The organism is Xanthomonas hyacinthi, from assembly GCF_009769165.1.
Classification (GTDB): Bacteria; Pseudomonadota; Gammaproteobacteria; order Xanthomonadales; family Xanthomonadaceae; genus Xanthomonas_A; species Xanthomonas_A hyacinthi.
The window spans coordinates 2,687,835-2,711,412 of the sequence record NZ_CP043476.1 but is presented as its reverse complement, the minus strand read 5'-3'; the positions used below and the strand labels follow the sequence as shown (position 1 = coordinate 2,711,412).

At 69.7% G+C, this 23,578-nt stretch carries 19 protein-coding genes and 1 pseudogene; 2 read left to right on the top strand and 18 right to left on the bottom strand.

Annotated elements, in window-relative coordinates:
- Positions 1-39: 39 nt before the first annotated feature.
- From FZ025_RS11985 to ubiE, 9 genes are all read right to left on the bottom strand, one after another.
- The gene (locus FZ025_RS11985; RefSeq protein WP_104558517.1) at positions 40-1,071 is read right to left on the bottom strand and encodes a beta-propeller fold lactonase family protein; all 1,032 of its coding nucleotides are present in this window, start codon (positions 1,069-1,071) and stop codon (positions 40-42) included.
- Complete coding sequence (locus FZ025_RS11980) at positions 1,068-1,619, bottom strand: c-type cytochrome (RefSeq protein ID WP_167523881.1); 552 nt, start codon at positions 1,617-1,619, stop codon at positions 1,068-1,070. Before FZ025_RS11980 ends, FZ025_RS11985 begins: the two co-directional genes overlap by 4 nt.
- 77 nt (positions 1,620-1,696) lie before the next feature.
- Entirely contained in the window at positions 1,697-3,451 is a 1,755-nt protein-coding gene (locus FZ025_RS11975) for a quinoprotein dehydrogenase-associated putative ABC transporter substrate-binding protein (protein WP_104558515.1), read from the bottom strand.
- A complete protein-coding gene (locus tag FZ025_RS11970) occupies positions 3,448-5,460 on the bottom strand; it encodes a methanol/ethanol family PQQ-dependent dehydrogenase (RefSeq protein WP_104558514.1) in 2,013 nt (670 codons plus the stop codon). Before FZ025_RS11970 ends, FZ025_RS11975 begins: the two co-directional genes overlap by 4 nt.
- A gap of 1,052 nt (positions 5,461-6,512) precedes the next feature.
- Entirely contained in the window at positions 6,513-7,139 is a 627-nt protein-coding gene (locus FZ025_RS11965) for an HAD family hydrolase (RefSeq protein WP_046979886.1), read from the bottom strand.
- Positions 7,130-7,849: a hypothetical protein gene (locus FZ025_RS11960; protein ID WP_046979887.1), complete on the bottom strand. Its 720-nt coding sequence runs from the start codon at positions 7,847-7,849 to the stop codon at positions 7,130-7,132. Before FZ025_RS11960 ends, FZ025_RS11965 begins: the two co-directional genes overlap by 10 nt.
- Positions 7,846-8,835: an alpha/beta fold hydrolase gene (locus tag FZ025_RS11955; RefSeq protein WP_046979888.1), complete on the bottom strand. Its 990-nt coding sequence runs from the start codon at positions 8,833-8,835 to the stop codon at positions 7,846-7,848. The genes FZ025_RS11960 and FZ025_RS11955 overlap by 4 nt, the downstream gene beginning before the upstream one ends.
- Positions 8,836-9,037: 202 nt before the next feature.
- Positions 9,038-10,975, bottom strand: a complete 1,938-nt coding sequence (locus FZ025_RS11950) for a M1 family metallopeptidase (protein ID WP_046979889.1) — start codon at positions 10,973-10,975, stop codon at positions 9,038-9,040.
- 132 nt (positions 10,976-11,107) lie between these two features.
- Positions 11,108-11,869 carry a bifunctional demethylmenaquinone methyltransferase/2-methoxy-6-polyprenyl-1,4-benzoquinol methylase UbiE gene (ubiE, locus tag FZ025_RS11945; RefSeq protein ID WP_046979890.1) on the bottom strand — a complete coding sequence of 254 codons (762 nt, stop codon included), beginning with the start codon at positions 11,867-11,869 and terminating at the stop codon, positions 11,108-11,110.
- 126 nt (positions 11,870-11,995) lie between these two features.
- Here ubiE and FZ025_RS11940 point away from each other — a divergent pair, with 126 nt between their 5' ends.
- Positions 11,996-12,451: a nucleoside deaminase gene (locus FZ025_RS11940; RefSeq protein WP_046979891.1), complete on the top strand. Its 456-nt coding sequence runs from the start codon at positions 11,996-11,998 to the stop codon at positions 12,449-12,451.
- A gap of 20 nt (positions 12,452-12,471) precedes the next feature.
- Here FZ025_RS11940 and FZ025_RS11935 read toward each other — a convergent pair whose 3' ends face one another.
- Positions 12,472-14,634, bottom strand: a complete 2,163-nt coding sequence (locus FZ025_RS11935) for a TonB-dependent siderophore receptor (RefSeq protein ID WP_244292369.1) — start codon at positions 14,632-14,634, stop codon at positions 12,472-12,474.
- A 22-nt stretch (positions 14,635-14,656) separates the two neighbouring features.
- On the opposite strand from FZ025_RS11935, the pseudogene FZ025_RS11930 reads away from it, so the two are divergent.
- Positions 14,657-15,686: pseudogene (locus FZ025_RS11930) on the top strand (acetyltransferase domain-containing protein); the annotation flags it as partial.
- A 135-nt stretch (positions 15,687-15,821) separates the two neighbouring features.
- Here the strand turns inward: FZ025_RS11930 and hslU are convergent.
- The 8 genes from hslU to FZ025_RS11890 all read right to left on the bottom strand — a co-directional run bounded on the left by hslU (position 15,822) and on the right by FZ025_RS11890 (position 23,489).
- Positions 15,822-17,186 carry an ATP-dependent protease ATPase subunit HslU gene (gene hslU / locus FZ025_RS11925; protein ID WP_046979893.1) on the bottom strand — a complete coding sequence of 455 codons (1,365 nt, stop codon included), beginning with the start codon at positions 17,184-17,186 and terminating at the stop codon, positions 15,822-15,824.
- A 114-nt stretch (positions 17,187-17,300) separates the two neighbouring features.
- Entirely contained in the window at positions 17,301-17,852 is a 552-nt protein-coding gene (gene hslV / locus FZ025_RS11920; RefSeq protein WP_046979894.1) for an ATP-dependent protease subunit HslV, read from the bottom strand.
- A 66-nt stretch (positions 17,853-17,918) separates the two neighbouring features.
- Entirely contained in the window at positions 17,919-18,755 is an 837-nt protein-coding gene (gene xerC, locus FZ025_RS11915; protein WP_046979898.1) for a tyrosine recombinase XerC, read from the bottom strand.
- A 134-nt stretch (positions 18,756-18,889) separates the two neighbouring features.
- Positions 18,890-19,561, bottom strand: a complete 672-nt coding sequence (locus FZ025_RS11910) for a DUF484 family protein (protein ID WP_046979895.1) — start codon at positions 19,559-19,561, stop codon at positions 18,890-18,892.
- Entirely contained in the window at positions 19,558-20,427 is an 870-nt protein-coding gene (dapF, locus tag FZ025_RS11905; RefSeq protein WP_046979896.1) for a diaminopimelate epimerase, read from the bottom strand. The genes FZ025_RS11910 and dapF overlap by 4 nt, the downstream gene beginning before the upstream one ends.
- Positions 20,420-20,671 carry an LPS translocon maturation chaperone LptM gene (gene lptM / locus FZ025_RS11900; RefSeq protein WP_104558513.1) on the bottom strand — a complete coding sequence of 84 codons (252 nt, stop codon included), beginning with the start codon at positions 20,669-20,671 and terminating at the stop codon, positions 20,420-20,422. The genes dapF and lptM overlap by 8 nt, the downstream gene beginning before the upstream one ends.
- An 85-nt stretch (positions 20,672-20,756) precedes the next feature.
- Complete coding sequence (locus FZ025_RS11895; protein ID WP_104558512.1) at positions 20,757-21,140, bottom strand: YbaN family protein; 384 nt, start codon at positions 21,138-21,140, stop codon at positions 20,757-20,759.
- A gap of 222 nt (positions 21,141-21,362) precedes the next feature.
- Positions 21,363-23,489 carry a S9 family peptidase gene (locus FZ025_RS11890; protein WP_104558511.1) on the bottom strand — a complete coding sequence of 709 codons (2,127 nt, stop codon included), beginning with the start codon at positions 23,487-23,489 and terminating at the stop codon, positions 21,363-21,365.
- Positions 23,490-23,578 lie beyond the last annotated feature (89 nt).

Below are 23,578 nucleotides of genomic sequence, written 5' to 3'. Positions count from 1 at the left end.
TCCCCGCATCCTGTCGCTGTGCCGCGTGCGCTCCTCGCCTCATTGCGCGATGACCACACCCCAGGGCATGTCGCCCACTGCGATCTGCCTGATCTCCTTCATCGTCGTCGTGTCGATGACGCTCACGCTGTTGGAGCGGCCATTGGCCACGTACAGTTTCCTGCCGTCGGCGCTGAGCGCCGGATTCCACGGGCGCTGCCCGACCGCGATCTCGGCCAGCGTGCTGCGCGCGGCCGGATCGATCACGCTGACCGTGCCGGCGCCGCCGTTGGAGGCGTAGACGCGGCTGCCATCGCGCGAAATGGCGATGCCGGCGGTGCGCTGCCCGGCCGGGATGCTGGCCACGCGCCGACGTGCGACCAGGTCGATCACATCGACCACGCTGGCCGCTTCCTGCGCCACGTACACGGTGTTGCCGTCGGGGGCGAAGGCCATGCCGCGCGGATGGCCGCTGGTGGCGATGACGCCGCTGGATTTTCCCGCCTTCAGGTCGATCACGTCCAGATCGTCGGAGCCTTCGTTGCTGGTCAGCAGCAGCGCGCCGTCGGGGCTGTACACGCAGTGCTCCGGCGCCTGGCCCTGGGTGGCGATGCGCGCGCCGATCGCGAAGCTGGCCCGGTCGATCAGCATCACCTGGTTCTGCCCTTCCACGCACACCGCGAACTGGCGGCCGTCCGGCGACGCGGCGATGCCTTCGGCATTCTCGCCGATGTCCACGCTGCGCAGCACCCGGTCGCGCACCGTATCCAGTTCCAGCAGCCGGTGCCCCTGCGCATCGATCACGTACAGGTGCCCGGACGGTCCGGGCAGGATCTGCTGCAGGCGCTTGCCGAGCCGGCCCTGCGCGGACAGCGTGCGCAGCACCGCGTCGCTGCCGGTGTCGATCACCGAGATGGTGCCGCCGCGCTGGTTGGGCACGTAGGCCAACGCGGCCGCTGGCGTGGCCGGCGGTTTGCCGGCCGCGCGCCCCGCCGCGGTGTCGGCCGGCGCCGGCGCGCGCTGGCAGGCGGTGCCGGCCAGCAGCAGCACCAGCGCGATCGTCCCCAGCATGCGGCGCGCCGATTGCCTCATGGCGCCGCGCCTGCGGTCTTGTTGATCGAATGGATGAAGGCCAGCAGCTTCTCGGTGTCGCCGTCCTTGAGCACCGGCGCGAACGGCGGCATCTGCCCCACCACCTTCTCGTGGCCGACGCGGACCTTGCCGTGCGCGGTCATGCCGGCGGTGCCTTCGCTGATCAATGCGCGCAGCGTGTCGTCGTCGTGGCCGTAGACCCAGATGTCGTTGGTCAGCGGCGGGCACATGCCGCCGCCGCCGGTGCCGCCGTGGCAGGCGCTGCAGCCGGCGGACAGGAAGATCTTCTTGCCTTCGGCGGCCAGCTCCGGGGTCACCTTGACCGGCGGGCCTTTCGGAATCGGGGTAACCACCGCCGCCGGCGGAGTCGCGGCAGCCGCCGCCGGGGCGGCGCTGGGCGCGGGTGCGGCCGCAGCGGGCGCTGCAGCGGCAGCGAGCGCGGCAGGCGGCGCATCCTGGCCGCAGGCGGCCAGGGCCAGGGTCAACGCAAGCAGGGACAGGTGCAGCAGTTTCGGCACGACGCAGAAACGGACGACGGCATTGCGCATGGGAGAAGAACCTTTGCGGGACGGACTGTGGGGACGTGCACGCCGCGGCTGCGGCGCGGGCAGGGCGGGCGTGGCGGTCATTGCGTGCGGCGGTGTTCGGCCTCCGTCAGCAGTTGCGCCAGCGATGCATCGCCGCGCTGTTGCGCCAGCGCCGCCGCGGTCTTGCCGTCGGCATCGCGGGTCCCGGCATTGGCACCGGCGGTGAGCAGGCGGCGGCTGGCGTCCGCGCGGCCGGCGGCGGCGGCCAGCATCAGCGGGGTGACGCCGGCGCGGTTGGGCCGGTCGGCCTCGGCGCCGCGCGCCAGCAGCGCGTCGAGCATCTGCGGATCGTTGCGCGCCACCGCGAACATCACCGGGGTGAAGCCGGCCGGATTACTGCGGCGCACGTCGGCGCCGGCACCGAGCAGCGCCTGCACCAGCTCGACATCGGCATAGGAAATCGCCAGATCCAGCGCGGTCCAGCCGTCCTTGGACACCGCATCGACCTTGGCCCGGCGCGCCAGCAGCTGCTTCAGGCTCTGCGCATCGTTGCCCCAGGCCGCCTTCATCAACGGCGTCCAGCCGCTGCCGTCGCGGCCTTCCGGGTTGGCGCCGGCAGCCAGCAGTTCGCCGACCAGGGTCGGCGCCTGGTTGCGGATCGCCTGGTGCAGCGGCGGCTCGCCGAGCAGGTTGGGCCGGTCGGCGCTGGCGCCATGGCGCAGCAGCCAGGCCACGCGCACGCCGTCGCCGGCATCCAGCGCATGCGCCAGCTCCTGGTTGGGATCGGCGCCGCCGGCGATGCGCAGCTGCAGTTGCGCCAGCATCGCCGAGGAGGCCTGCGCGCTCGGTGTGGTGGCATCGTCGGCGGGCATGGCGTAACTGCCGTGCGAGCGCAGATCGCCGTCGACGATGCAGTCGGCGCAGGCCACCAGCGGCACGTGGTACTCGCGCAGGATCGCGCCGATCCTGCCGGCGCTGCGCTGCATCGCCGCGTCCAGCGCATCGCGCAACGCGGCGTTCTTGCGCGACACCGCCCACGCCAGCGAATACTCCAGCACTTCGTCGTCGATGACGTTCAGCGGCACCACGCCCAGGCCGCCGCGCGCGGCGTAGTAGCCGGCCACCGGGCCCCAGGATTCGGCGGCGTCGAGCTGGCCGCCGGCGACGCGTTCGGCCAGCTTGCCCGGGTGGTCCTGCGGCGCCGTCGCCGAGTCGTAGAACAGGTATTGCACGTCGCCGGACACGCCGTGGTCGAACAGCGCCTGCCGCGCCGGCGAACTCTGGAACACGCCGATCTTGAGTTTCTTCAGCGCCGGATCGTCCAGCGAAGCCGGCTGCAACGCCAGACCCTTGCGGGTCACCAGCACATAGGTGGAGCGGTACAGCGGACGCGTGGGCAGGCCCATCTCGAAATCGCTGTTCATGTCCATCAGCACGTCGCAGCGCCCGGCGTTGATCGTGCTGCGCGCCAGCCCACGTTGGTAGTAGGTGCGCCATTCGTATTCCAGGCGCCGGCCCAGCGCTTCGGCGAGGACCTGCGCGATCTTGTTCTGGAAGCCTTCGCCGGCGCGATTGGACAACGGCATGTTGCCCGGATCGGCGCAGACCCGCAGTACCGCCGCAGTGGCGGCGAGTGCGGGAGCGGGCGTGCCCGCCGCTGGCCTGGCGGCCGCGCTGGAAGCGGCCTCAGGAACGCGAGCCGTCGCGGACGACGGCTCGCGCGTGCAACCTGCGGCGACGAGTCCGAGGCTGCAAAGCAGCAACACGGCACACGCGCCCCGCTGCAGGCGCGGCGCGACGACCGCCCCTCCCGGGCGCTCGCTCGCAACATGGACGCGGCGGCGCCGGCTCATCGCGCGGTCTTGGCCGCGGCGGCCGGTGCGCCACCGGCAGCCGCCGTGGCGCTGGCGCTGGCGGTGACGGTCTTGCCGGTGCCGTCGATGCGGAAGGTATGCACCATGCCGCCCAACGGGATCTTGTCGAAGCCGTTGCTGAAGGCCAGCCCAGCCGCACCCAACGCGCCGTACGGATCGCCCGGATCCAGGCCGCCGGCGACCGGCAGGCCGATCCAGCCGCCGATGCCGGAGAACACCGCCACGTACTGGTGGCCGTTGGCCTTGTAGGCGATCGGGTTGCCGATGATCCCCGACGGCAGCTTGGTCTCCCACAGCTTCTTGCCGGTGTCCTTGTCGACCGCGCGGAACCAGCCGTCGAGCGTGCCGTAGAACACCAGCCCGCCGTCGGTGACCAGGGTGCCGCTCCACACCGGGAACTTCTCCTTGATCTCCCACCTGGACTTGCCTTCGACCACGTCGAACGCCTTGACGATGCCCAGCGCGCCAGGCTCGTTCGGCTTCATCATCACGTTGGCGAACACGTACGGCAGGCCCATCATGGTGTTGCCGCGTTCCTGCGGTTCCAGCTCCATGTGCCAGTTGTTGGTGCCGCAGAAGAACACCGCCGAATTGGCCGGATCCACCGAGCACGGCTGCTGGTCCTTGCCGCCCATCGCCGACGGGAACGCCTGTACCTTCTTGCCGCGCTCCAGCGGCGAATGCGCGGCGACCTTGATCGGGCGGCCGGTCTTCATGTCGATGCTCTCGGCCCAGTTGGCCGGCACGAACTTGTGCGCGCGCAGCAAGGTGCCGTCGCGGCGGTCGAGCACGTAGGCGAAGCCGTTGCGGTCGAACTGCACAACGGAAGGCACCTGCTTGCCGTCGATGGTCAGGTCGACCAGGATCGGCTCGTTGATGCCGTCGTAGTCCCACTGGTCGAACGGCGTCTTCTGGTAGCCCCACACCGCCTCGCCGGTCTCGATCTTGCGCGCGAACAGGGTCATCGACCACTTGTTGTCGTATTCGCCGCTATCGCATTCCTTCTGCGTGGTCTTGCCGCAGCGGTACGACGGGCTCCACAGGCCGGGATTGCCGGTGCCGTAGTAGACCAGCTTCAGTTTCGGGTCGTAGCTGTACCAGCCCCACGCCGCGCCGCCGCCGCGCTTCCAGCCGTCCTCCGGGAAGGTCTTGATGCCCAGGTCGCCGAGCTGGCCGTGCTGCGGATTGGCCTTGTTGAAATCCGGGCCCAGGCAGATCGCCTTGTCGCTGCCGGCCGCATCGCAGGACCACACCTGCTTGCCGTCGCCCAGCGCGTACGCGGCGACGCGGCCGAGCACGCCGAACTCGTTGCCGCTGATGCCGGCCACGACCTTGCCGTCGGCGACGATCGGCGCCATGGTGATGGTCTCGCCCTTTTCCGGATAGGCGAGTTTCTGCTTCCACACTTCCTTGCCGGTCTTGGCATCGAGCGCGATCACATCGCCACTGAGGCTGGCGAACACCAGCTTGCCGTCGGCGTAGGAGGCGCCGCGGTTGACCGTGTCGCAGCACGCCACCGCCACCGAGCGCTCGTCCTGCTGCGGGGTGTATTTCCACAGCACCTTGCCGCCGTCGTCCTGCGCCGCCAGATCGATCGCGAACACGTTGTTCGGATACGCGCTGACCATGTACATGACGCTGCCGATCACCAGCGGCTGGCCTTCGTGGCCGCGGGTGGCGTCGGTCTTCATTTCCCACGACATCTTCAGGTTCTTGACGTTGTCGCGGTTGATCTCGGCCAGCGGGCTGTGCCGGGTCAGGCCGAAGTCGCGGCCGATGCCGCCCCAGTTGTCGGGATTGCTGGCGGTGGTGGTGAACTCGCTATCGGTGTCGGCCACCGCGACCGGCGCGGCGGGGGCCGGCTGCTGCGCGGCGGCAGGCGCGGCCGGAGCGGCGGTTTCTTCCTGCTTCTTGCAACCCGCCAGCACCAGCGCGGTAGCCAGCGCGAGCAGCGTCCAGGCACGGGTACGACATGGATGACTGTGCATCGTTCTACTCCCCTCGTTGAAGAGCCGTGGCGCTCGCCGTCGGACGGCCCGCGCGGCGGGATGTGGAAACATCGGGGAAGAGCGAGCAACCCACGTGCCAGCACGCTGCTGCAGTGCGCCATCGCTGGCGCAGCAGGCATCGGATGTCGCGCCAGGACCGGCGCGGCCGTCCGTGACGATGACGTTGTATCGACAACGCGACACTTTGTGCCACGCGCTTGTATCGCGTTTGGCGCAGCCGGCAGCGAAGGGGTCGCCAGGCGGCAGCGACCGGCGTGCCTTGCGCAAGCCAGCGCAGGCGCCTGATCGATCCCTCGCCGCCCTGCCTGCGCGCGTCTGGCTGCACGCGCCCAGGCTTCTTGCGGGAGGAACTCAAGTCTCGACGTTGTTACACCGCGCAGCAGTTGCTGGAGATACGCCGCCGCAGATCGCCGGCGCGGTGCGGCAAACCGCTGCGTCCGAGACGTTAGGCTCTCCAGCGCCAGCTCTTGCTTCTGCTCTTGCTTTGGATTTTCCGGGTTCCCTTACGCAGCGGCGAATAGGTCGGGAAAAACCCCGAAGGGGCGGCGCACAGGGATGTGCGCCGTTCGCGGCAGGGGCAGGGCTCGCCGGAAAAGGCGAAGCACTGCTTCGCCCCGGCGGGCGGGCGGGCGCCGCAAGGCGACTGCCCCGGACTTGGCCGCGTAGCGGACAAGCCCCTTCCGCGAATCCCGGCCTATTCGCGGACCCGGAGCGCGCAGCGCGGAGCGCGTGTAGTCAGGGTGTGCTTTCTTTTGGTTACTTTTCTTTGCACAAGCAAAGAAAAGTAACTCGCCCCAAGGCGAAAGCTCTTGCTCTTGCCTCCCCTGTTGCGACGGCGATGGCAGGGCGAATGCGAAGGATGCAAAGATTGGCAGTCCGCCAGGCGACACGTGGGCGCTGGAAGCCGAATCTGCGCGGCCGTGGCAACGACCGCGACTGGCGCGCCTTTCGCTCTTTGTGGGAGGGATAGTCCCGACAAGGCTTCACCGACAAAGCGTCGGGACTGAAGTCCCTCCCACAGAGAAGACGCCCTACCCGGCCACGTCCTGCCACCACGCCAGCAGCGCCGCACAATCGGCGAAGTGCAGATCCGCCAGCGCCGGCCACGGATTGTCCGCATGCAGCAGCACCGTCGTCGCGCCGGCATGGCGCCCGCACTGCAGGTCGTATTCGTGGTCGCCGATCATCGCCAGCGAATGCGGCGCCACGCCCCAGTGCGCGGCCAGGTGCTGCAGACCGCCAGGATGCGGCTTGGGAGGCGCCTCGTCGCGACCAAGGATGGCGACCTCCTCGAACAACTCATCGACCCCGATCTCGCGCAGCGTCACCCGCGCCAGTTCCTGCGCATTGCGGGTCAGCACCGCCAGCCGGCAACCGGCCGCATGCAGCGTGCGCAGCAGCGCCGGCGCGCCGGGCGCGGCGACCGCCCCCAACGCGAGCTCACGTTCGTGCTCGAGCAGCCAGGCATGCTTGGCCGCGCCCTCCTCGGCCGGCAGCGCGGCCAGATGCTGCAGGATGTCGGCCTGCTGCGGAATCTGCAGCGCGCGGCGGATCAGCGCGGAATCGTGCACCGCGCGGGTCAGCGTGCCGTCCATGTCGAACACCCAGTGCCGCACCTGGCGCAGGCGCGCGCCGGGTGCCGCCACGCTCAATCCCATCCCGGCATCTGCGACCCGTCCAGGCCGCCGGTCTCGAACACCGCGGTGCGGGTGCCGCCGGCCTTCACCGGGAACTCGATCTGCAGCAGCGTGGTCTTGCGCGCCAGCTTCCACAACGCCTTGTCGTCGCTGATGAACATCGCGATCGCCTCGTCGGTGTTCGGGCGCCACGCCGCGGCCGCGCGCGGCGCGGCGTCGTCGGCCTTGAGCTGCACCTTGCAACCGCCGGCGCAACGGAAATCGCCGGCCTGCAGCACCAGGTAGGCGCTGCGCTTCCACTCGGGATGATCGCGGAACACCAGTTGCACCGGCTTCGGGCCGCTGCCGTCCACATCGACCTTGTCGCGGCTGTACAGCATCGCCGAGCGCTGCGTGCCCTTGCCGGCCGGCACCTGCGAATACTCCCAGGCGACCTGCATGCGCCGCAATTCGCGCGCCGCCTCGCCCTTGGCCTTGACCTCGGCATAGCCGGGTTCGATGCGCTCGGCCGCGTCCGAACCGGGATACTGCTGCAGCAGCGCCGCGCCATGGATGCGCGCCAGGTCCCAGTTGCCGGACTTCGCCGCGGCGTCGTATTGCTTGGCCAGGTCGTCGGCGGCCTGCGCCTTGGCCTGCGCCTCGGCCGCCGCCTGCGCCTTGCGCTCGGCCTCGTGGTCGCCGCAACCGGCCAGGGCGACGGCGCACAGCACGCCGAGCAACATGCGTTTCATCGGGGAACTCCTCGTTGGATCAGATTCTCGAGCGCCTGCGCGACCTCGTCGGGCTTCTCGACGATGCACATGTGGCCGCTGCCGTCGAGCAACACCTGCAGCGCCTGCGGCACGCGCTCGGCGTACAGCGCCAGCGCGCTGGCATCGATCACTGCATCCTGCACGCAGTTCAGCAGCAGCGCCGGCTGGCGGATGCGCGCGGCTTCTTCGAACGGCAGGAAGGCTTCGTCGCTGCGTCCGATCCGCGCCAGCACCTGCTGCTCGAAACCGGCCTCGCTGCGCCGCCAGGCCACGATCGACGGCACCGCCCAGGACGGGATGCGCGGCTTGCTCGGCTCCAGCAGAAAGACCGTATCGACGTAGCGGCGCAGCGAGTCGGCGTCGTACACCGCGAACGGATTGTCGCCGTCCAGCACCGCCTGGCCGAAGGCGTTGTCGGCGAAGCGCACGCCGGCGGCGTTGAGCAGGCCGACCCGGTCGAACAATTGCGGATGGCGCGCGGCGGCGAGCGCGGCGATGCCGCCGCCCATCGAATGCCCGACCAGCACGCATTCGCTGCCCGCACGGCGCACGCACTGCGCGGCGAACGCGGCCACGCGCTCGGCCTGCGCGACGAAGCCGTAGTCCTGCCCGTCGATGCGCTGGCTCTCGGCCCAGCCGGGCAGATCGGGAATGAACAGGTGATAGCGCGCGCCGAGCGCGCGCGCCAGCGGCAACCAGTTCTCCTTGCTGCCGGTGAAGCCGTGCACCAGCAGCAGCGTCGGCGCAGCAGGATCGGCGGCCGCGCGGTGCAGATAGGTCCAGCGATGCCCGGCGACCTGCGTCTGGCAGCGCTGCAGACCGCTGCCCCAACGCAGGCGCAGGCTTTCCAGGCGCACCAGCAGGAACGGCCTGCTGCGCAGCAGCAGCACGACGCCCAGCAGCAGCACCAGCATCACGGCCAGCACGGTGAACGCCACCAGCAGCAACAACGTCATCAGCAGCATGAAAAAGCCGGGAACCGGAAACGTGCCATGCGCCTACCTTCGCATGCGCCCCGGCCCGCGCCAAGCCCTGCATGGCGGCACGCCGCGCTGGTGCAGGCGCGGCAGGGTTACGCGGCAACCATCGCCGGCCGCGCAAAAGAAAACAGCGCCGGGATTGCTCCCGGCGCCGCGATCGAACGCCTGCGTTTGCAAGCGCGCCGCCTCAGTGCGCGGCGGCGCCCTTGTCGGCCTTGGCCAGCATGTCTTCCACCGACACCGTGGTGATCGGGTGGTAGCCGGGCTTGGCCTGGGCGAAGACCTGCCTGGCGAAGGCCAGGCCGTCCGCGGTCTTCACCAGCTCGGCGTAGATCGGCAGGATCAGCTTGCGCCGGCCGACGCGGGCGATGAACGCGCCGGCGGCCGGGCGCGCTTCGGCGTAGCCGCTGCGGATCGCCAGCGGATACCAGCGCATGGCGATCTCGCCGTTGGCGGTGCCGGTGAAGTGGTAGGCCGCATCCAGCTGCTTGAGCTGCTCGGGTTTGAGCGTGGCGCCCAGGCCGCTGAGGAAACGCGTCCATTCCTGCGTGCTCCACGCATCGGTGACCTGCTTGGTCGGCAGGGTGCCGCTGCCGGCCCAGGCGATGCGCGCGGTATCCACCATCGCGAAGTTGCGCGAACGCGCCTTCTGCGCGAACGCCGGGATGCCCGGCTCGTCCAGCCACGCATGCAGTTCCTGCTCGCTGACCGCATCGGGCTTCTTGGCCAGCAGGTTCTTCTTCAGGTAGTCGACGAACTGGTCGGTATTGGCGCTCTGGAACGCGTGGTCGTCGAACCAGCCGCGCAGGAACGGATCGAAGGTGGCGCGGCCGAAGCGCTGTTCCAGGAACTGCAGGAACCAGGCGCCCTTGACGTAGGCGACCTGGCTCAGCGCGTCGTCCGGATCGCGCTCGGTCAGCGCCGGCAGCGCCAGCGCCTGGTCGGCCGGGCGCATGTCCTTGACCTCGGCGAGCAGGTCGGTCTGGTCGATCTCGCGCTCCATCTCCGCCGCTTCGGCGCCGTACAGCGCCTCGGTGATGCGCGCCTGCACATAGGTGGTGAAGCCTTCGTTGAGCCAGATGTCCTTCCAGCTGGCGTTGGTCACCAGGTTGCCGGACCAGCTATGCGCCAGCTCGTGCGCGATCAGCGACACCAGCGACTTGTCGCCGACGATCACGGTCGGGGTGGCGAAGGTCAGGCGCGGGTTCTCCATGCCGCCGAACGGGAACGACGGCGGCAGCACCAGCATGTCATAGCGGCCCCAGCGGTACGGACCGTACAGCGTCTCGGCGGCGACGATCATCTTCTCGGTGTCCTCGAACTCCTTGGCCGCCTTGTCGGCCATGCTCGGCTCGGCCCACACGCCCGAACGTGCGGAGATCGGCTTGAACACCAGGTCGCCGGCGGCGATGGCCAGCAGGTAGGACGGGATCGGCTGCGGCATCTTGAACGTGTAGTCGCCGTCGCGCGCCGCCTTCGGGTCGTTGTCGGCGCTCATCAGCACCATCACGTCCGGACGCGACACGACGTGCGCGCTATAGGTGAAGCGCACGCTCGGCGTGTCCTGCAGCGGCACCCAGCTGCGCGCATGAATCGCCTGCGACTGGCTGAACATGAAGGGCAGCTGCTTGCCCTCGGTCATCGACGGCTGCAGCCACTGCAGGCCCGAGGCGGTCGCGGCAGTGTGATAGGCGATGGTGACCGTCTGCGGCTGGTTCGGCGCCTCGATGGTCAGCTTGCTGCCGTAGATCTTGTCGGCCGGCGCCAACGCGTACTGCAGCGGCGCCAGGTTGCCCTTGCCGTCGTCGCCCTGCACCCGCTCGATGGTCAGCTCGCGCGTATCCAGCAGCAGCTGCCTGGCGCCCTTGTCCTTCCAGTCCAGCGTATAGGTGGCGGTGCCGCCGATCTGCCTGCTGTCGAAATCCAGCTTCAGGTCCAGCGCCAGGTCCTTGATCACGACCTTGCCCGGCTCGGCGTAGGAGCTTTCGTCGTGGCTGCGGTCGGCGGGTTTCATGGCGGCGGGCGCGGGCTTGGCGGCGGGAGCGGCGGCTTCGCTAGGAGCCTCGCGGGAACAACCGGTCGCGATGACCGCGGCCAGGGACAGCAACAGGAACGGGGAACGCATGGCGGCACCGGTTCGGGGAAAACCGGCAGTTTACCTTGACGGCTGGGATTGGGGATTCGGGATTGGGGATTCGTAAAGAGCGCATTGCCCCGCTTTTACGAATCCCCAATCCCGAATCCCCAATCCCGGCCGTCAGATCTTGTAGCCGGAATGGATCGCCACGATGCCGCCGGTCAGGTTCTTGTAGTGGCTGCGGGCGAAGCCGGCCTCGGCCATCATGCCCTTCAGCGCGTCCTGCGGCGGGTGCTTGCGGATGCTCTCGGCCAGGTACTGGTAGCTGTCGGCGTCCTTGGCGAACAGCCGGCCCAGCCGCGGCAGGATCTTGAACGAATGGAAGTCGTAGATCGGCTTGAACCAGTCGGCGGTGACCTCGGAGAACTCCAGCACCCGCGCCTGCCCGCCGACCTTCAGCACCCGGTACATCTCGCGCAGCGCCGCGTCCTTGTCGGTGACGTTGCGCAGGCCGAAGGCGATGGTGACCAGGTCGAAGCTCTGGTCCGGGAACGGCAGCGCCTCGGCGTTGCACTGCACGTAGTCCAGGCCCGCGACCAGGCCGCGGTTGGTCAGCCGGTCGCGGCCCACCGCCAGCATGCCGGCGTTGATGTCGCCCAGCACCACCGCGCCGTCGTCGCCGACCCGCTCCTTCAGCAGCGCGGCGATGTCGCCGGTGCCGCCGGCCAGGTCGAGCACGCGGTCGCCCGGCTTGACCTGCGCGGTGGCCACGAAATAGCGCTTCCAGACCCGGTGAATGCCCAGGCTCATCAGGTCGTTCATCAGGTCGTAGTTGCCGGCGACCGAGGTGAACACCTCGCCGACCAGCTTCTGCTTGTCCTTGGCGGCGACGTCGCGGAAGCCGAAATGGGTGGTGCCGGAGGTGTAGGGGGATTCGCTCATGCGGGGGATTATCGCACTGCCGGCCGGTTCGTGGCGGTGAAGCGGGCGCAGTGCCGCCGTGCAGGGGTGACAGCCGCCCGCCGCCTGGGCCAGACTCCGGGGACACGCCCCCCCAACGGCCCCACGATGCTGACCACGCCCGATTACCGCGCCCTGCTCGACACCGCCATCGCCGAGGCCCGCCAGGGCCTGGCCGAAGGCGGCATCCCGATCGGCGCGGCGCTCTACCACAACGACGGCCGCCTGCTCGGCTGCGGCCACAACCGCCGCGTACAGGAAGGCGACCCGTCGGTGCACGGCGAAACCGATGCGTTCCGCAAGGCCGGCCGCCAGCGCCGCTACCAGGACACCATCATGGTCACCACGCTGGCGCCGTGCTGGTACTGCAGCGGCCTGGTGCGGCAGTTCAACATCGGCACCGTGGTGGTCGGCGAATCGGTCACTTTCCAGGGCGGCATCGACTGGCTGCGCGAGAACGGGGTCACCGTGATCGACCTGCACAGCCAGGAATGCATCGACCTGCTCGGCGGCTACATCGCGGCCAATCCGGACGTGTGGAACGAGGACATCGGCGAGGACTGAGCCGCCGCCGCGTAGCCGGTTCAGAACCGGTACTGCACGCCGGCGGTGACGGTGCGCGCCGCGCCCACCGCCACCCACGGCGTCGCCGCCACCGAGCTGGTGTAGTAGCTGCGGTCGAACACGTTGTCCACGTCCAGCGACACGCGCAGCCGTTCGTCGATGCGCCAGTACGCCAGCAGCTTGGCCACGCTGTAGCCCGGCAGCCGCGCCGGCGCGATGCCGGCGTCGGCCTGCGCCTGGGTATAGGCTTCGGCCAGCCGCCGGCCGCTGTAGGTCATGCCGCCGCCGAAGCCGAGCAGGCCGCCGCCCGACAGCGCCGTCTCGCGCACCGCGAGCAGGCTGGCGTTGAGCCTGGGCACGTTGATCAGGCTGCCGCCGAGCTGCAGCGTGTTGTCGCGCAGCACCTGCACCCGGTTCCACGAGGCGCTGGCGTTGAGCCGCCAGTGCGCGCTCAGTTGGCCGGAAACGTCGGCCTCGGCGCCGCGGCTGCGCACGCGGCCGGCGGCGATCTGGTTGCCCGGATTGAGCGGATCGCCGGTGAGCACGTTGTCCTTGACGATCTCGTACAGCGCCGCGGTGCCGCCGAGGCGGCCATCGGGTGCCTGCCACTTGCCGCCCAGTTCCAGCGCGCGGCCGCTTTCCGGTGCCGGCGCGTGCGCGGTGCCGGTGCCGTTCCACACGTCGGACCCGGTGTTGGGGCGGAACGTGCGCCCGGCATTGACGTACCACGACCACTGCTCGCCCGGCGCGTAGCTCAGGCCGATGCGCGGCGTGGTCTTGGCCGGCGCCTGCGCGTAGCGGCCGCCGCTGCGGCGGTCGTCCAGCCTCTGCCGGTAGCGGTCGTGGCGCAGGCCCAGCAGCAGCGTCCATTGCGGCGCCAACGCGATCGCGTCCTGCAGGTACAGCGCGGCGTTGCGCTGGCGCTCGCGGGTATCGACGAACGGCAGCGGCGTCGGCAGCGGCTGTCCGTAGACCGGCGCGAACACGTCCAGCGCGTAAGGCGCGGCGGCGCTGGGGCGGATCCGCCGCATGCGCTGGTTCAGCACGAAGTCGTAGGCCTCGGCGCCGAGCAGCAGTTCGTGGCGCCAGGCGCCGGCGTCCAGTTGACCGCGCAGTTCGGCCTGCAGCGCGCTGTCGTGCGAGGCGAAATCGCGCCAGCGCCGCTGCCGCCACAAGGTACGGCCGTCGTCGCGCAGCGCGCTGGGCTCGGTGGAATAGCCGCGCAGGCTGCCGTCGCGGCGCGAGGCGGCGAGCAGCGCGCTCCAGTCGGCGGCGATGGCGTGCTGCAGCAGCAGCTGGTGATTGCGGTTCTCGACCTGCACGTCGCCGTCGCCCGGCTCGCCGAGGAAGCGCGAACGCGGTATCGCGCCCAGCGCGCCGCGCACCGCGACGATGCCGCGGTCCAGCGGCACCCGCTGGCGCAGCCATTCGCCGTCGTAGCGCAGCGTGGTCGCCTCGCCCAGGCGCCAGGTCAGCGCCGGCGCCACGAAGCGGCGCCGGCCATGCACGAAGTCGCGGAAGCTGTGCTTGTCCTCGAGCGCGAGGTTGAGCCGGTAGGCGAGCGACTCGCCGAGCGGGCCGGTGCTGTCGGCGGCGATGCGGTAGGCATCGTGGCTGCCGGCGGACACTTCCAGCGCCGCGGCCGGCCGCCACTGCGGGCGCTTGGTGACGATGTTGAGCGTGCCGCCCGGCTCGCTGCTGCCGTACAGCGCCGCCGCCGGGCCCTTCAGGAATTCGATCGCCTCGATGTTGGCGGTATCGCGCGGCGCGTTGTAGCCGCGGTTGCCGGCCAGGCCGTTGAGCAGGGTCGCGCTGCCGGTGTTCTCGTTGCCGGGCAGGCCGCGCACCGCGAAGTTGTCCCACAGCCCGCCGAAGCCGTTCTGCCGCGAGATGCCGCCGACGTAGTCCAGGGTGGCGTCGAGCCGGGTCGCGCCGAGGTCGTCGATCGCCTGCCGCGGCAGCACCCGCACCGATTGCGGCAACTGGCGCAGATTCAGGCCGGTCTTGCTGCCCTCGATGGCGTCGGCCTGGTAGGTCCCCGAATCGCGGCGACCGACCACCCGCACCGCATCCAGTTCGGCCGGCTCCGGCTCGGCAGCGGGATCGGCGCCGCGCAGGACCGGATCGGCATCTGCCGGACCGGCGCACAGGCCGGCCAGCAAGGCGATGCAGGACAGGGACAAGGGATGCGGCGAGCGTGGCGGCATGGAAAGGGCACCTCAAAAGAATGTTATATTATTTCAATATCGGCACGAACGCAGCATCTGTCTTCCGTTTCTCTCACCGCCCCCGCCCCCCTCTCCTACGTCCACGCGCCTGGCCTCGATCGATCTGCTGCGCGGCACGGTGAATGGCGCTGATGCTGCTCGACCACGTGCGCGAGACGTTCTACCTGCACCACCCGATCGGCGATCCGGTGGACGTGGAAGCCACCGCGCCGGCGCTGTTCGTGACGCGCCTGCTGGCGCATCTGTGCGCGCCGGTGTTCGTGTTCCTGACCGGCCTGTCGGCCTGGCTGTACGCGGCGCGGCAGCCGCGCGGTCGCGCCGCCGCCGCCGCATTCCTGCTCAAGCGCGGGCTGTTCCTGATCGTGCTGGAACTGACCCTGGTCAACTTCGCCTGGACCTTCTCGTTCCCGCCGCAGGTGCTGTACCTGCAGATCTGGGCGATCGGGCTGAGCATGCTGGCGCTGGCGGCGCTGCTGTGGCTGCCGCGGCCGCTGCTGGCGCTGCTCGGCGCGCTGCTGGTAGCCGGGCACAACCTGCTCGATGGCGTGCAGGTGCACGGCGACGGTCCGTTGGCCGCGGCCTGGGCACTGCTGCACGATCGCAGCTGGCTGCAACTGGGCGGGCTGCGCCTGCGCACCTCGTATCCGCTGTTGTCGTGGATCGGGGTGATCGCGCTGGGCTATGCGGCCGGCCCCTGGTACGGCGCCGGCACCGCGCCGGCGCAACGCCAGCAGCGTCTGCTGGCCTGCGCACCCGGCGCGCTGGCGCTGTTCCACCTGCTGCGCTGGCACAACGGCTACGGCGATGCGCCATGGCGCGACCACGCCGACATCGCGCACACCGCGATGAGCTTCTTCAACCTGACCAAGTACCCGCCGTCGCTGCTGTTCCTGCTGCCGACCCTGGGCGCGGGCCTGCTATTGCTGCGCCTGTACGAGCCGCCGCGGCCGGCGCTGACGCCGCTGGCGGCGATCGGCGCGGCGCCGATGTTCTTCTACCTGCTGCACCGGAGCGCCTTGCTGCACTGAACAGACTAAAGAACACCTTGTGGGAGCGACTGATGGCCCGAGGCCACCCGGAGTCGACTCCCACAACTCCCACAAAAGACGCAGCCCGGCCTGCGCCAGGCTGGCACACCACGGTTACAGGATGTAGCGGCTCAGATCCGGATCCTGCACCAGCTCGCCCAGATGCGTGTTCACGTACGCGGCATCGACGACGACGCTCTGTCCGTCGCGGTCCGGCGCCTCGAAGCTCAGCGTGTCGAGCAGGCGTTCGAGCACCGTGTGCAGGCGCCGCGCGCCGATGTTTTCCTGGCGCTCGTTGACCAGGAACGCGATCTCGGCGAGGCGGTCGATCGCATCGTCGGTGAAGCTCAGGGTCACCCCTTCGGTCAGCAACAGCGCTTCGTACTGCTTGCTCAGCGCCGCCTTCGGCTCGGTGAGGATGCGGATGAAATCGTCCTTGGACAGCGCCGACAGCTCGACCCGGATCGGGAAGCGGCCCTGCAACTCGGGGATCAGGTCGCTGGGCTTGGCCAGGTGGAACGCGCCGGAGGCGATGAACAGGATGTGGTCGGTCTTGACCGTGCCGTACTTGGTGCTGACGTTGGAGCCTTCGACCAGCGGCAGCAGGTCGCGCTGCACACCTTCGCGCGACACGTCGCCGCCGGACGCTCCCGCCTCGCCACGCTTGGCGACCTTGTCGATCTCGTCGATGAACACGATGCCGTGCTGCTCGCAGGCCTCGATCGCCGCGGCGCGCACGTCTTCCTCGTTGACCAGCTTGCCGGCCTCTTCCTCGATCAGCAGCGGCCGCGCCGCCTTGATCGTCAGCTTGCGCGACTGCGACTTGCTGCCGCCCAGATTGGAGAACATCTGCCGCAGCTGCTGGCCCATTTCCTCCATGCCCGGCGGGGTCATGATGTCCATGCTGACGTTGACCGCCACGTCCAGCTCGATCTCGCGCTCGTCCAGTTCGCCAGCGCGCAGCATGCGCCGGAACTTGCTGCGGGTGTCGTTGTCCTGCGCCGAAGGCTCGTTGCGCGCGGCTTCCGGATCGAAGCCGATGCCGGCGCTGCGCCGCGGCAGCAGCGCGTCGAGGATGCGGTCTTCGGCGCGCTCCTCGGCCTGGGTGCGCACGCGCACCTTGGCCTGCTCGCGGTACAGCTTGACCGCGGTGTCGGCCAGGTCGCGCACGATCTGCTCCACGTCCTTGCCGACGTAGCCGACCTCGGTGAAACGCGTCGCCTCGACCTTGACGAACGGCGCATTGGCCAGCGTCGCCAGGCGCCGCGCGATCTCGGTCTTGCCGACGCCGGTGGGGCCGATCATCAGGATGTTCTTGGGCATCACTTCGTTGCGCAGCGCATCGGGCAGCTGCATGCGCCGCCAGCGGTTGCGCAGCGCGATCGCCACCGCGCGCTTGGCGTCATGCTGGCCGACGATGTGGCGGTCCAGCTCCTGCACGATCTCGCGCGGGGTCATGGTGCTATGGGTATCGGTCATGGTCGGGACATCGAAGAGGAAATCGGAAATGGAGAATCGGGAATGGCAAGAGCCGGCATCCTCGGTAACGGAGAGAAGAATCGCCGTTGCGATTCTCGATTCCCCATTCCCGATTCACAGCTCCTCGACCACCACGTTGCGATTGGTGTAGATGCAGATGTCGCCGGCGATGTTCAGCGCTTCGACCGCGATGGTCTTGGCGTCCAGCTCGGTGTGGCCGAGCAGCGCGCGCGCCGCCGACAGCGCGTAGGAACCGCCGGAGCCGATGGCGATGATGCCGTCCTCCGGCTCGATCACGTCGCCGGTGCCGCTGATGATCAACGAGGTTTCCTTGTCGGCCACCGCCAGCAGCGCCTCGAGCTTGCCCAGGCGGCGTTCGGTGCGCCAGTCCTTGGCCAGTTCCACCGCCGCGCGGGTCAGCTGGCCGTGCTTCTCGAGCTTTGCCTCGAACAGTTCGAACAGGGTGAACGCATCGGCGGCGGCGCCGGCGAAACCGGCCAGCACCTGGCCGTCGCGGCCGAGCCGGCGCACCTTGCGCGCATTGCCCTTCATCACGGTATGGCCCAGCGTCACCTGGCCATCGCCGGCCACGGCGACATGGCCGTTGCGGCGCACCGACAGGATCGTGGTGGCGTGGAAAACGGTGGGGTTCTGACTGGGATCCATGCGGCCTCCGGGGTGTTCTCCCTGAGGTGGGGCCGGCCGCGCGCGCTTCAAGCGCGCGGCGAACGCTCAGGGCGCGGTCTTGCGCTTGGCGCGCGGATGCGCGGCGTCGTAGACCTTGGCCAGGTGCTGGAAATCCAGGTGGGTGTAGATCTGCGTGGTGGCGATGTCGGCGTGGCCGAGCAGTTCCTGCACGCCGCGCAGGTCGCCGGAGGATTCGAGGATGTGGCTGGCGAAGCTGTGCCGCAGCATGTGCGGGTGCACGTGCTTGAACAGGCCCTGGCGCCCGGCCAGCTGCTTGATCCGGATCTGCACCGCGCGCGCGCCGATCGGCGCACCGCCGCGACCCGGGAATACCGGCGCCTCTGCCGCCGCCTTGGTCTGCGCCTGCCATTCCAGCAGCGCCTTGCGCGCGTGCGAGCCGACCGGCACCAGCCGCTGCTTGTTGCCCTTGCCGAGCACCCGGACCAGGCCGCTGGCGAAATCCAGGTCGCGCCAGCGCAGCGCGCACAGCTCGCTCAGGCGCAAGCCGGAGGAATAGAACAGCTCCAGCAACGCGCGGTCGCGCAGGCCCAGCGGCACGTCGGTCGGCACTTCGACCAGGCGCACCGCCTCGTCCGCGTCCAGCACCTGCGGCAGCTTGCGCGGCGCCTTCGGCGCACGCAGCGCAGCGGCCGGACTGGCCGCGATCCGGCCATGCTTGAGCAACCACGCATAGAAACTGCGGCACGCCGACAGGCGCCGCTGCAGGCTCTTCGGCGACAGCCCGCGGCGATGCTCGGCGGCGATGAAGTGGCGCAGCTGCTCGGTGCCGAGCGCCACCATCTCGCCGCCGGCATTGTCCGCCGCCCACGCTGCCAGCGCGGCCAGATCGCGCCGGTACGCATCCAGCGTGTGCGCGGACATGCGTCGTTCGACCTGCAGGTAGGCGAGGAACCGGGATTCGGGATTGGAAAGTGGGGATTGGGCATCGCCACTCGGCTCTACCGCCGCGCCGGCAGGCGTTTGCCGCGTTCCCGAACCGCCGGCGCCGCGCGCGCTCATGCGAAGCGTTGCAACGCCACCGTCAGCGACTCGCCCATCATGCGCAGGAACAAGGTGCCCATGCCGGGATAGAAGCGGTTCGGATCGCGGCTGCCGACCGCGAGCAGGCCCACGCCCGGCAGCGGCAGCAGCGCGCTGGACTGCACTTCGTCGATGCGCTCGGCGTACAGCAGCGCCTGCTTTTCCGGCTGCAGGCGGCCGCAGATCGGCTCGCCGTCGTGCAGGCAGTCGCGGAACGGCGCCAGCCGCGGATCGTCCTGCGCCAGGATCTGCAGCCACGGCGCCTGCGCCAGCCCGGGCAACGGCTGCAGCAGCACGATGCGGACCAGGTCGCCCTGGAAATCCTCCTGCAGCGAGGCGGCCATCGCGCGCACGCTGTCGGCGGCGTTGCCCTGCCGCATCAGCGCCAGGGTCAGCTGGTGGGTGCGCACCGCCAGGCGCTCGTTGACCTGGGCATTGGCGGCCAGTTCGGACAGGCGCCGCGCCAGTTCGCGGTTCTTGTCGCGCAGCACTTCCAGCTGGTAGCTGGCCAGCGACGCGGTCGGGCCGTCGTCGCGCGGCACCACCAGGGTCAGCGCCAGGTCGGGGAACTGTTTCAGGAACGCCGGGTGGCGGCGCAGCCATGCGGCGATTTCGTGCGCGCCGATCTTGTCCTGGGCCTCGCTCATCGGATCCACTCCCCATCGAAAACGAACGCGGCCGGCCCGGACATCACCAGCGGCGCATCATCGTGCGGCCAGCGGATGCGCAATTCGCCGCCGGGCAGCACCACGCGCACGTCGCGCTCCACGCGGCCGCGCTGGATCAGCACCGCCGCCGCCGCGCAGGCGCCGCTGCCGCAGGCCAGGGTTTCGCCGACGCCGCGCTCGTACACGCGCAGGCGCACATGGCCGCGGTCGAGCACCTGGGCGAAGCCGACATTGACCGAATCGGGGAACGACGCATGCTGCTGCAGCAACGGCCCCAGCCGCTCGACCGGCGCCGCGTCGACCAGGCCCACTTCCAGCACCGCATGCGGATTGCCCATCGACACCGCGCCGAAGCGCACGCTGCCGCCTTGCAGCGGCAGCACATACTCCTCGCGCATGCGCGGGAAGCCGATCAGCGGCACGTCCTCCGGGGCGAAGCGCGGCACGCCCATCGCCACCGCGAACTGGCCGTCGGCACCGCGCTCGATGCGATGCGAGGCGAACGGACTGTCGATGACGAACGGGTCGCGGCCGGCGGCGCCGTCGCGCACCAGCCAGGCGGCGACGCAGCGCGCGCCGTTGCCGCACTGCCCGGCCAGGCTGCCGTCGGTATTCCAGATGCGATAGCTGGCCACCGCGTCCGCGCTGCGCGGCGCCTCGATGGTCAGCAGTTGGTCGCAGCCGACGCCGAAATGGCGGTCGGCCAGGCGCACCGCCAGCGCGGCGTCCGGCGGCGGCGTGCCATCGCGCAGGTCGAGCACCACGAAATCGTTGCCCGCGCCCTGCATCTTGGAAAAGCGCAGGCGCGCCGCGACGCTGGCCTCACTGACGCTGGCCTCACTCATTCCCATCGGTGGGCGTGGGGCTGGTGGCGTCGACCGGCTGCTGCTGGCCATCGACCGGCTGCGCCTGGCCGGCGGGATCGGTGGTGGCCGGCGGCGTCGCGTCGGGCGCGGTGGCCGGCGCGGCTTCCACCGGCACCGGCTTCTGCGGCATCACCAACGGGCCCTTGTTGCCGCACCCGGCCAGCGCCAGCAGGGCGGCGCCGAACAGGACGGTACGGATCGGATGACGGAACGATGTGCTCATGCGCCGAGTATAGCCAGAAGGGCATGAACCGGCTGTGCCGCATGCGGCGCTGCGGCCAGGCGCAGCAGCACCTAGGCCCAAGGCCTCACTCGCGCGGCGGCGGCTCCGGGCGCAGCCACAGCCACAGCGCCACGCCGCTCATGCAGCCGATCGCCAGCACCTGCACCCACGGCGTGTGCACGAACAGCAACAGCACCAGCGCGCACACCGCCATGGTCAGCGTGGCCATCCACTTGCCGCGGCGGCTGACCGCGCCGTGCGCTTCCCAGTCGCGGATGCTGGCGCCGAAGCGCGGATCCTCCAGCAACCGGCGACGCAGGCGCTCGGAGCCGCGCGAGGCGGCATAGGCCGAGATCAGCACGAACACCGTGGTCGGCAAGCCCGGCACGAAGATGCCGACGATGCCCGTCGCCAGGCTGACGTAGGCCAGCAGCCACCAGGCCCAGCGGAAACGGGAAGGGGGTTCCATCGGCGCATGATAAAGCCGCGAGCCGATGTCGAGCGGAATATGCGCCCTCGCCGCCCGCCTCTTGCGCGAGCGACTTCAATTGCGAGGAGCGGAGCGGCGGGCCTGCCGAACCTCGATGCAGTCGGGACTGAAGTCCCTCCCACATGCACCCGGCCGGCACTCGGCACACTCCCGCCTTGTGGGAGCGGCTTCAGCCGCGACGCAGCGCCGCGCCAATCCGCCTTACTTCGCCGCCTGCTCCACGCCCAACTGGTCGAGCATGAACGCATACGATTCGGCCTGCTCGCGATAGCGGCGGAAGCGCCCGGACTTGCCGCCGTGGCCGGCTTCCATGTTGACCCGGAACACGATCGGGCGGGTGCCGGTGTTGTCGTCACGCAGCCTGGCCACCCACTTCGCCGGCTCCCAGTACTGCACCTGCGAATCCCACAGGCCGGTGCCGACGAACAGCGCCGGATACGCCTGGCGCGTGACGTTGTCGTATGGCGAATAGCCGAGCATGTAGTCGTAGTACTGCTTCTGCTCCGGATTGCCCCACTCGTCGTATTCGTTGGTGGTCAGCGGAATGCTCGGGTCGAGCATGGTGGTGACCACGTCGACGAACGGCACCTGCGCCACCAGCACCCGGTAATCCTGCGGCGCCATGTTCGCCACCGCGCCCATCAGCAGGCCGCCGGCGCTGCCGCCGGCCGCGGCGACGCGGTCCGGCGCCGCATAGCCCAGCTTGACCAGGCCGCGGGTCACGTCGATGAAGTCGGTGAAGGTGTTCTTCTTGTGCAGCAGCTTGCCCTGGTCGTACCAGTCGCGGCCCATCTCCTGGCCGCCGCGGATGTGCGCGATGGCGTAGACCACGCCACGGTCGAGCAGGCTGACCACCGGCAGGTTGAAGGCGGGATCGGTGGACATGCCGTAGCTGCCGTAGGCGTACTGGTACAGCGCCGCGGTGCCGTCCTTCTTGAAGCTCTTCTTGTACACCAGCGACACCGGCACCTTGACCCCGTCGCGCGCGCTCACCCACACGCGCTCGGTCTGGTACTTGTCGGCGTCGTAGCCGATCACCGGCTGCTGCTTGAGCAGCTTGCGCTCGCCGGTGCGGGTGTTGAGTTCGTAGGTGGTGGCCGGCGTGGTCAGCGAGGTGTAGCTGTAGCGCAGCCACGGCGTGTCCGGCTCGGGATTGACCGACAGGCCCATCGAATACGCCGGCTCGTCGGCCTTGACGTACTCCTCCTTGCCGTCGGCGAAGTGCAGGCGGATCCGCTCCAGCCCGTCGGACCGCTCGGCGATGGCGGTGTAGCCGTCGAACAGTTCGAAGCTGTCGATGAACACCTTCTCGTCGTAGGGCAGCCAGGCCTGCCACTGCGCGCGCTTGCTGGCGCCGTCGGGCGCGGTCATCAGCGCGTAGTTCCTGGCCTTCCAGTTGGTGCGGATCACCCAGCGCCCATCAAAATGGTCGGCGCTGTACTCGACGTCGCGCTCGCGCGGCGCCAGCACGGCGAAGTGCTGCGGATCGGCGGCCGGCGCGTAGCGCTGCTCGGAGGACACCGTGCTTTCCACGCCGATGAGGATGTACTTGTCGTCGCGGGTACGGCCCAGGCCCATGTAGAAGCTGTCGTCCTTTTCTTCGTAGACCAGCGCGTCCTGCGTGGCCGGCGTGCCCAGCACGTGCTTCCTGACGCGCACGGTGAGCAGCGTTTCCGGATCGTTCTCGACGTAGAACAAGGTCTTGTTGTCGTCGGCCCAGACCACGTCCGGCGACACGCCCGGCACGCGGTCGGCGTAGACCTCGCCGGTGTCCAGGTTCTTGAAGCGCACCACGTACTGGCGGCGGCCGACGTCGTCCTCGGTCCAGGCCAGGAGGCGGTTGTCCTGGCTGACCACCGCATCGCCCAGGCTGAAATAGCCCTTGTCCGCGGCCATGGCGTTGACGTCGAGCAGGAGTTCCTCCGGCGCCTCCATGCTGCCCTTGCGTCGCGCGTGCACCGGGTAGTCCTTGCCGCTCTCGTAGCGGGTGTAGTACCAGTAGCCGCGCTCGCGGTACGGCACGCTGCTGTCGTCCTGCTTGATGCGGCCGACGATCTCCTTGTACAGCGTATCCTCCAGCGGCTTGAGCGGCTTCAGCACCTGGTCGGCATAGGCGTTCTCGGCGTTGAGGTACGCCAGCATCTGCGGGTTTTCGCGCTTGTCGTCGCGCAGCCAGTAGTAGTCGTCCTGGCGGGTAGCGCCGAACGGCGCGGTGACCGTGTGCGGCTGCTTGGCCGGGTACGGCGGCGTGGCGTCGGTGGCGAGGGCGGAGGCGAAGGGCGAAGTCATGAGCAGGACGAAGCTCGCTAGCAAGGGACGATGGTGCATCTAATGGGGCTCCGGCGGCGGCAACGCAACTTAGAGGACGCGCTGCCCGGGCCGGGAGGCGGCAGGCATGCGGCGCAGCGCCGCACGGT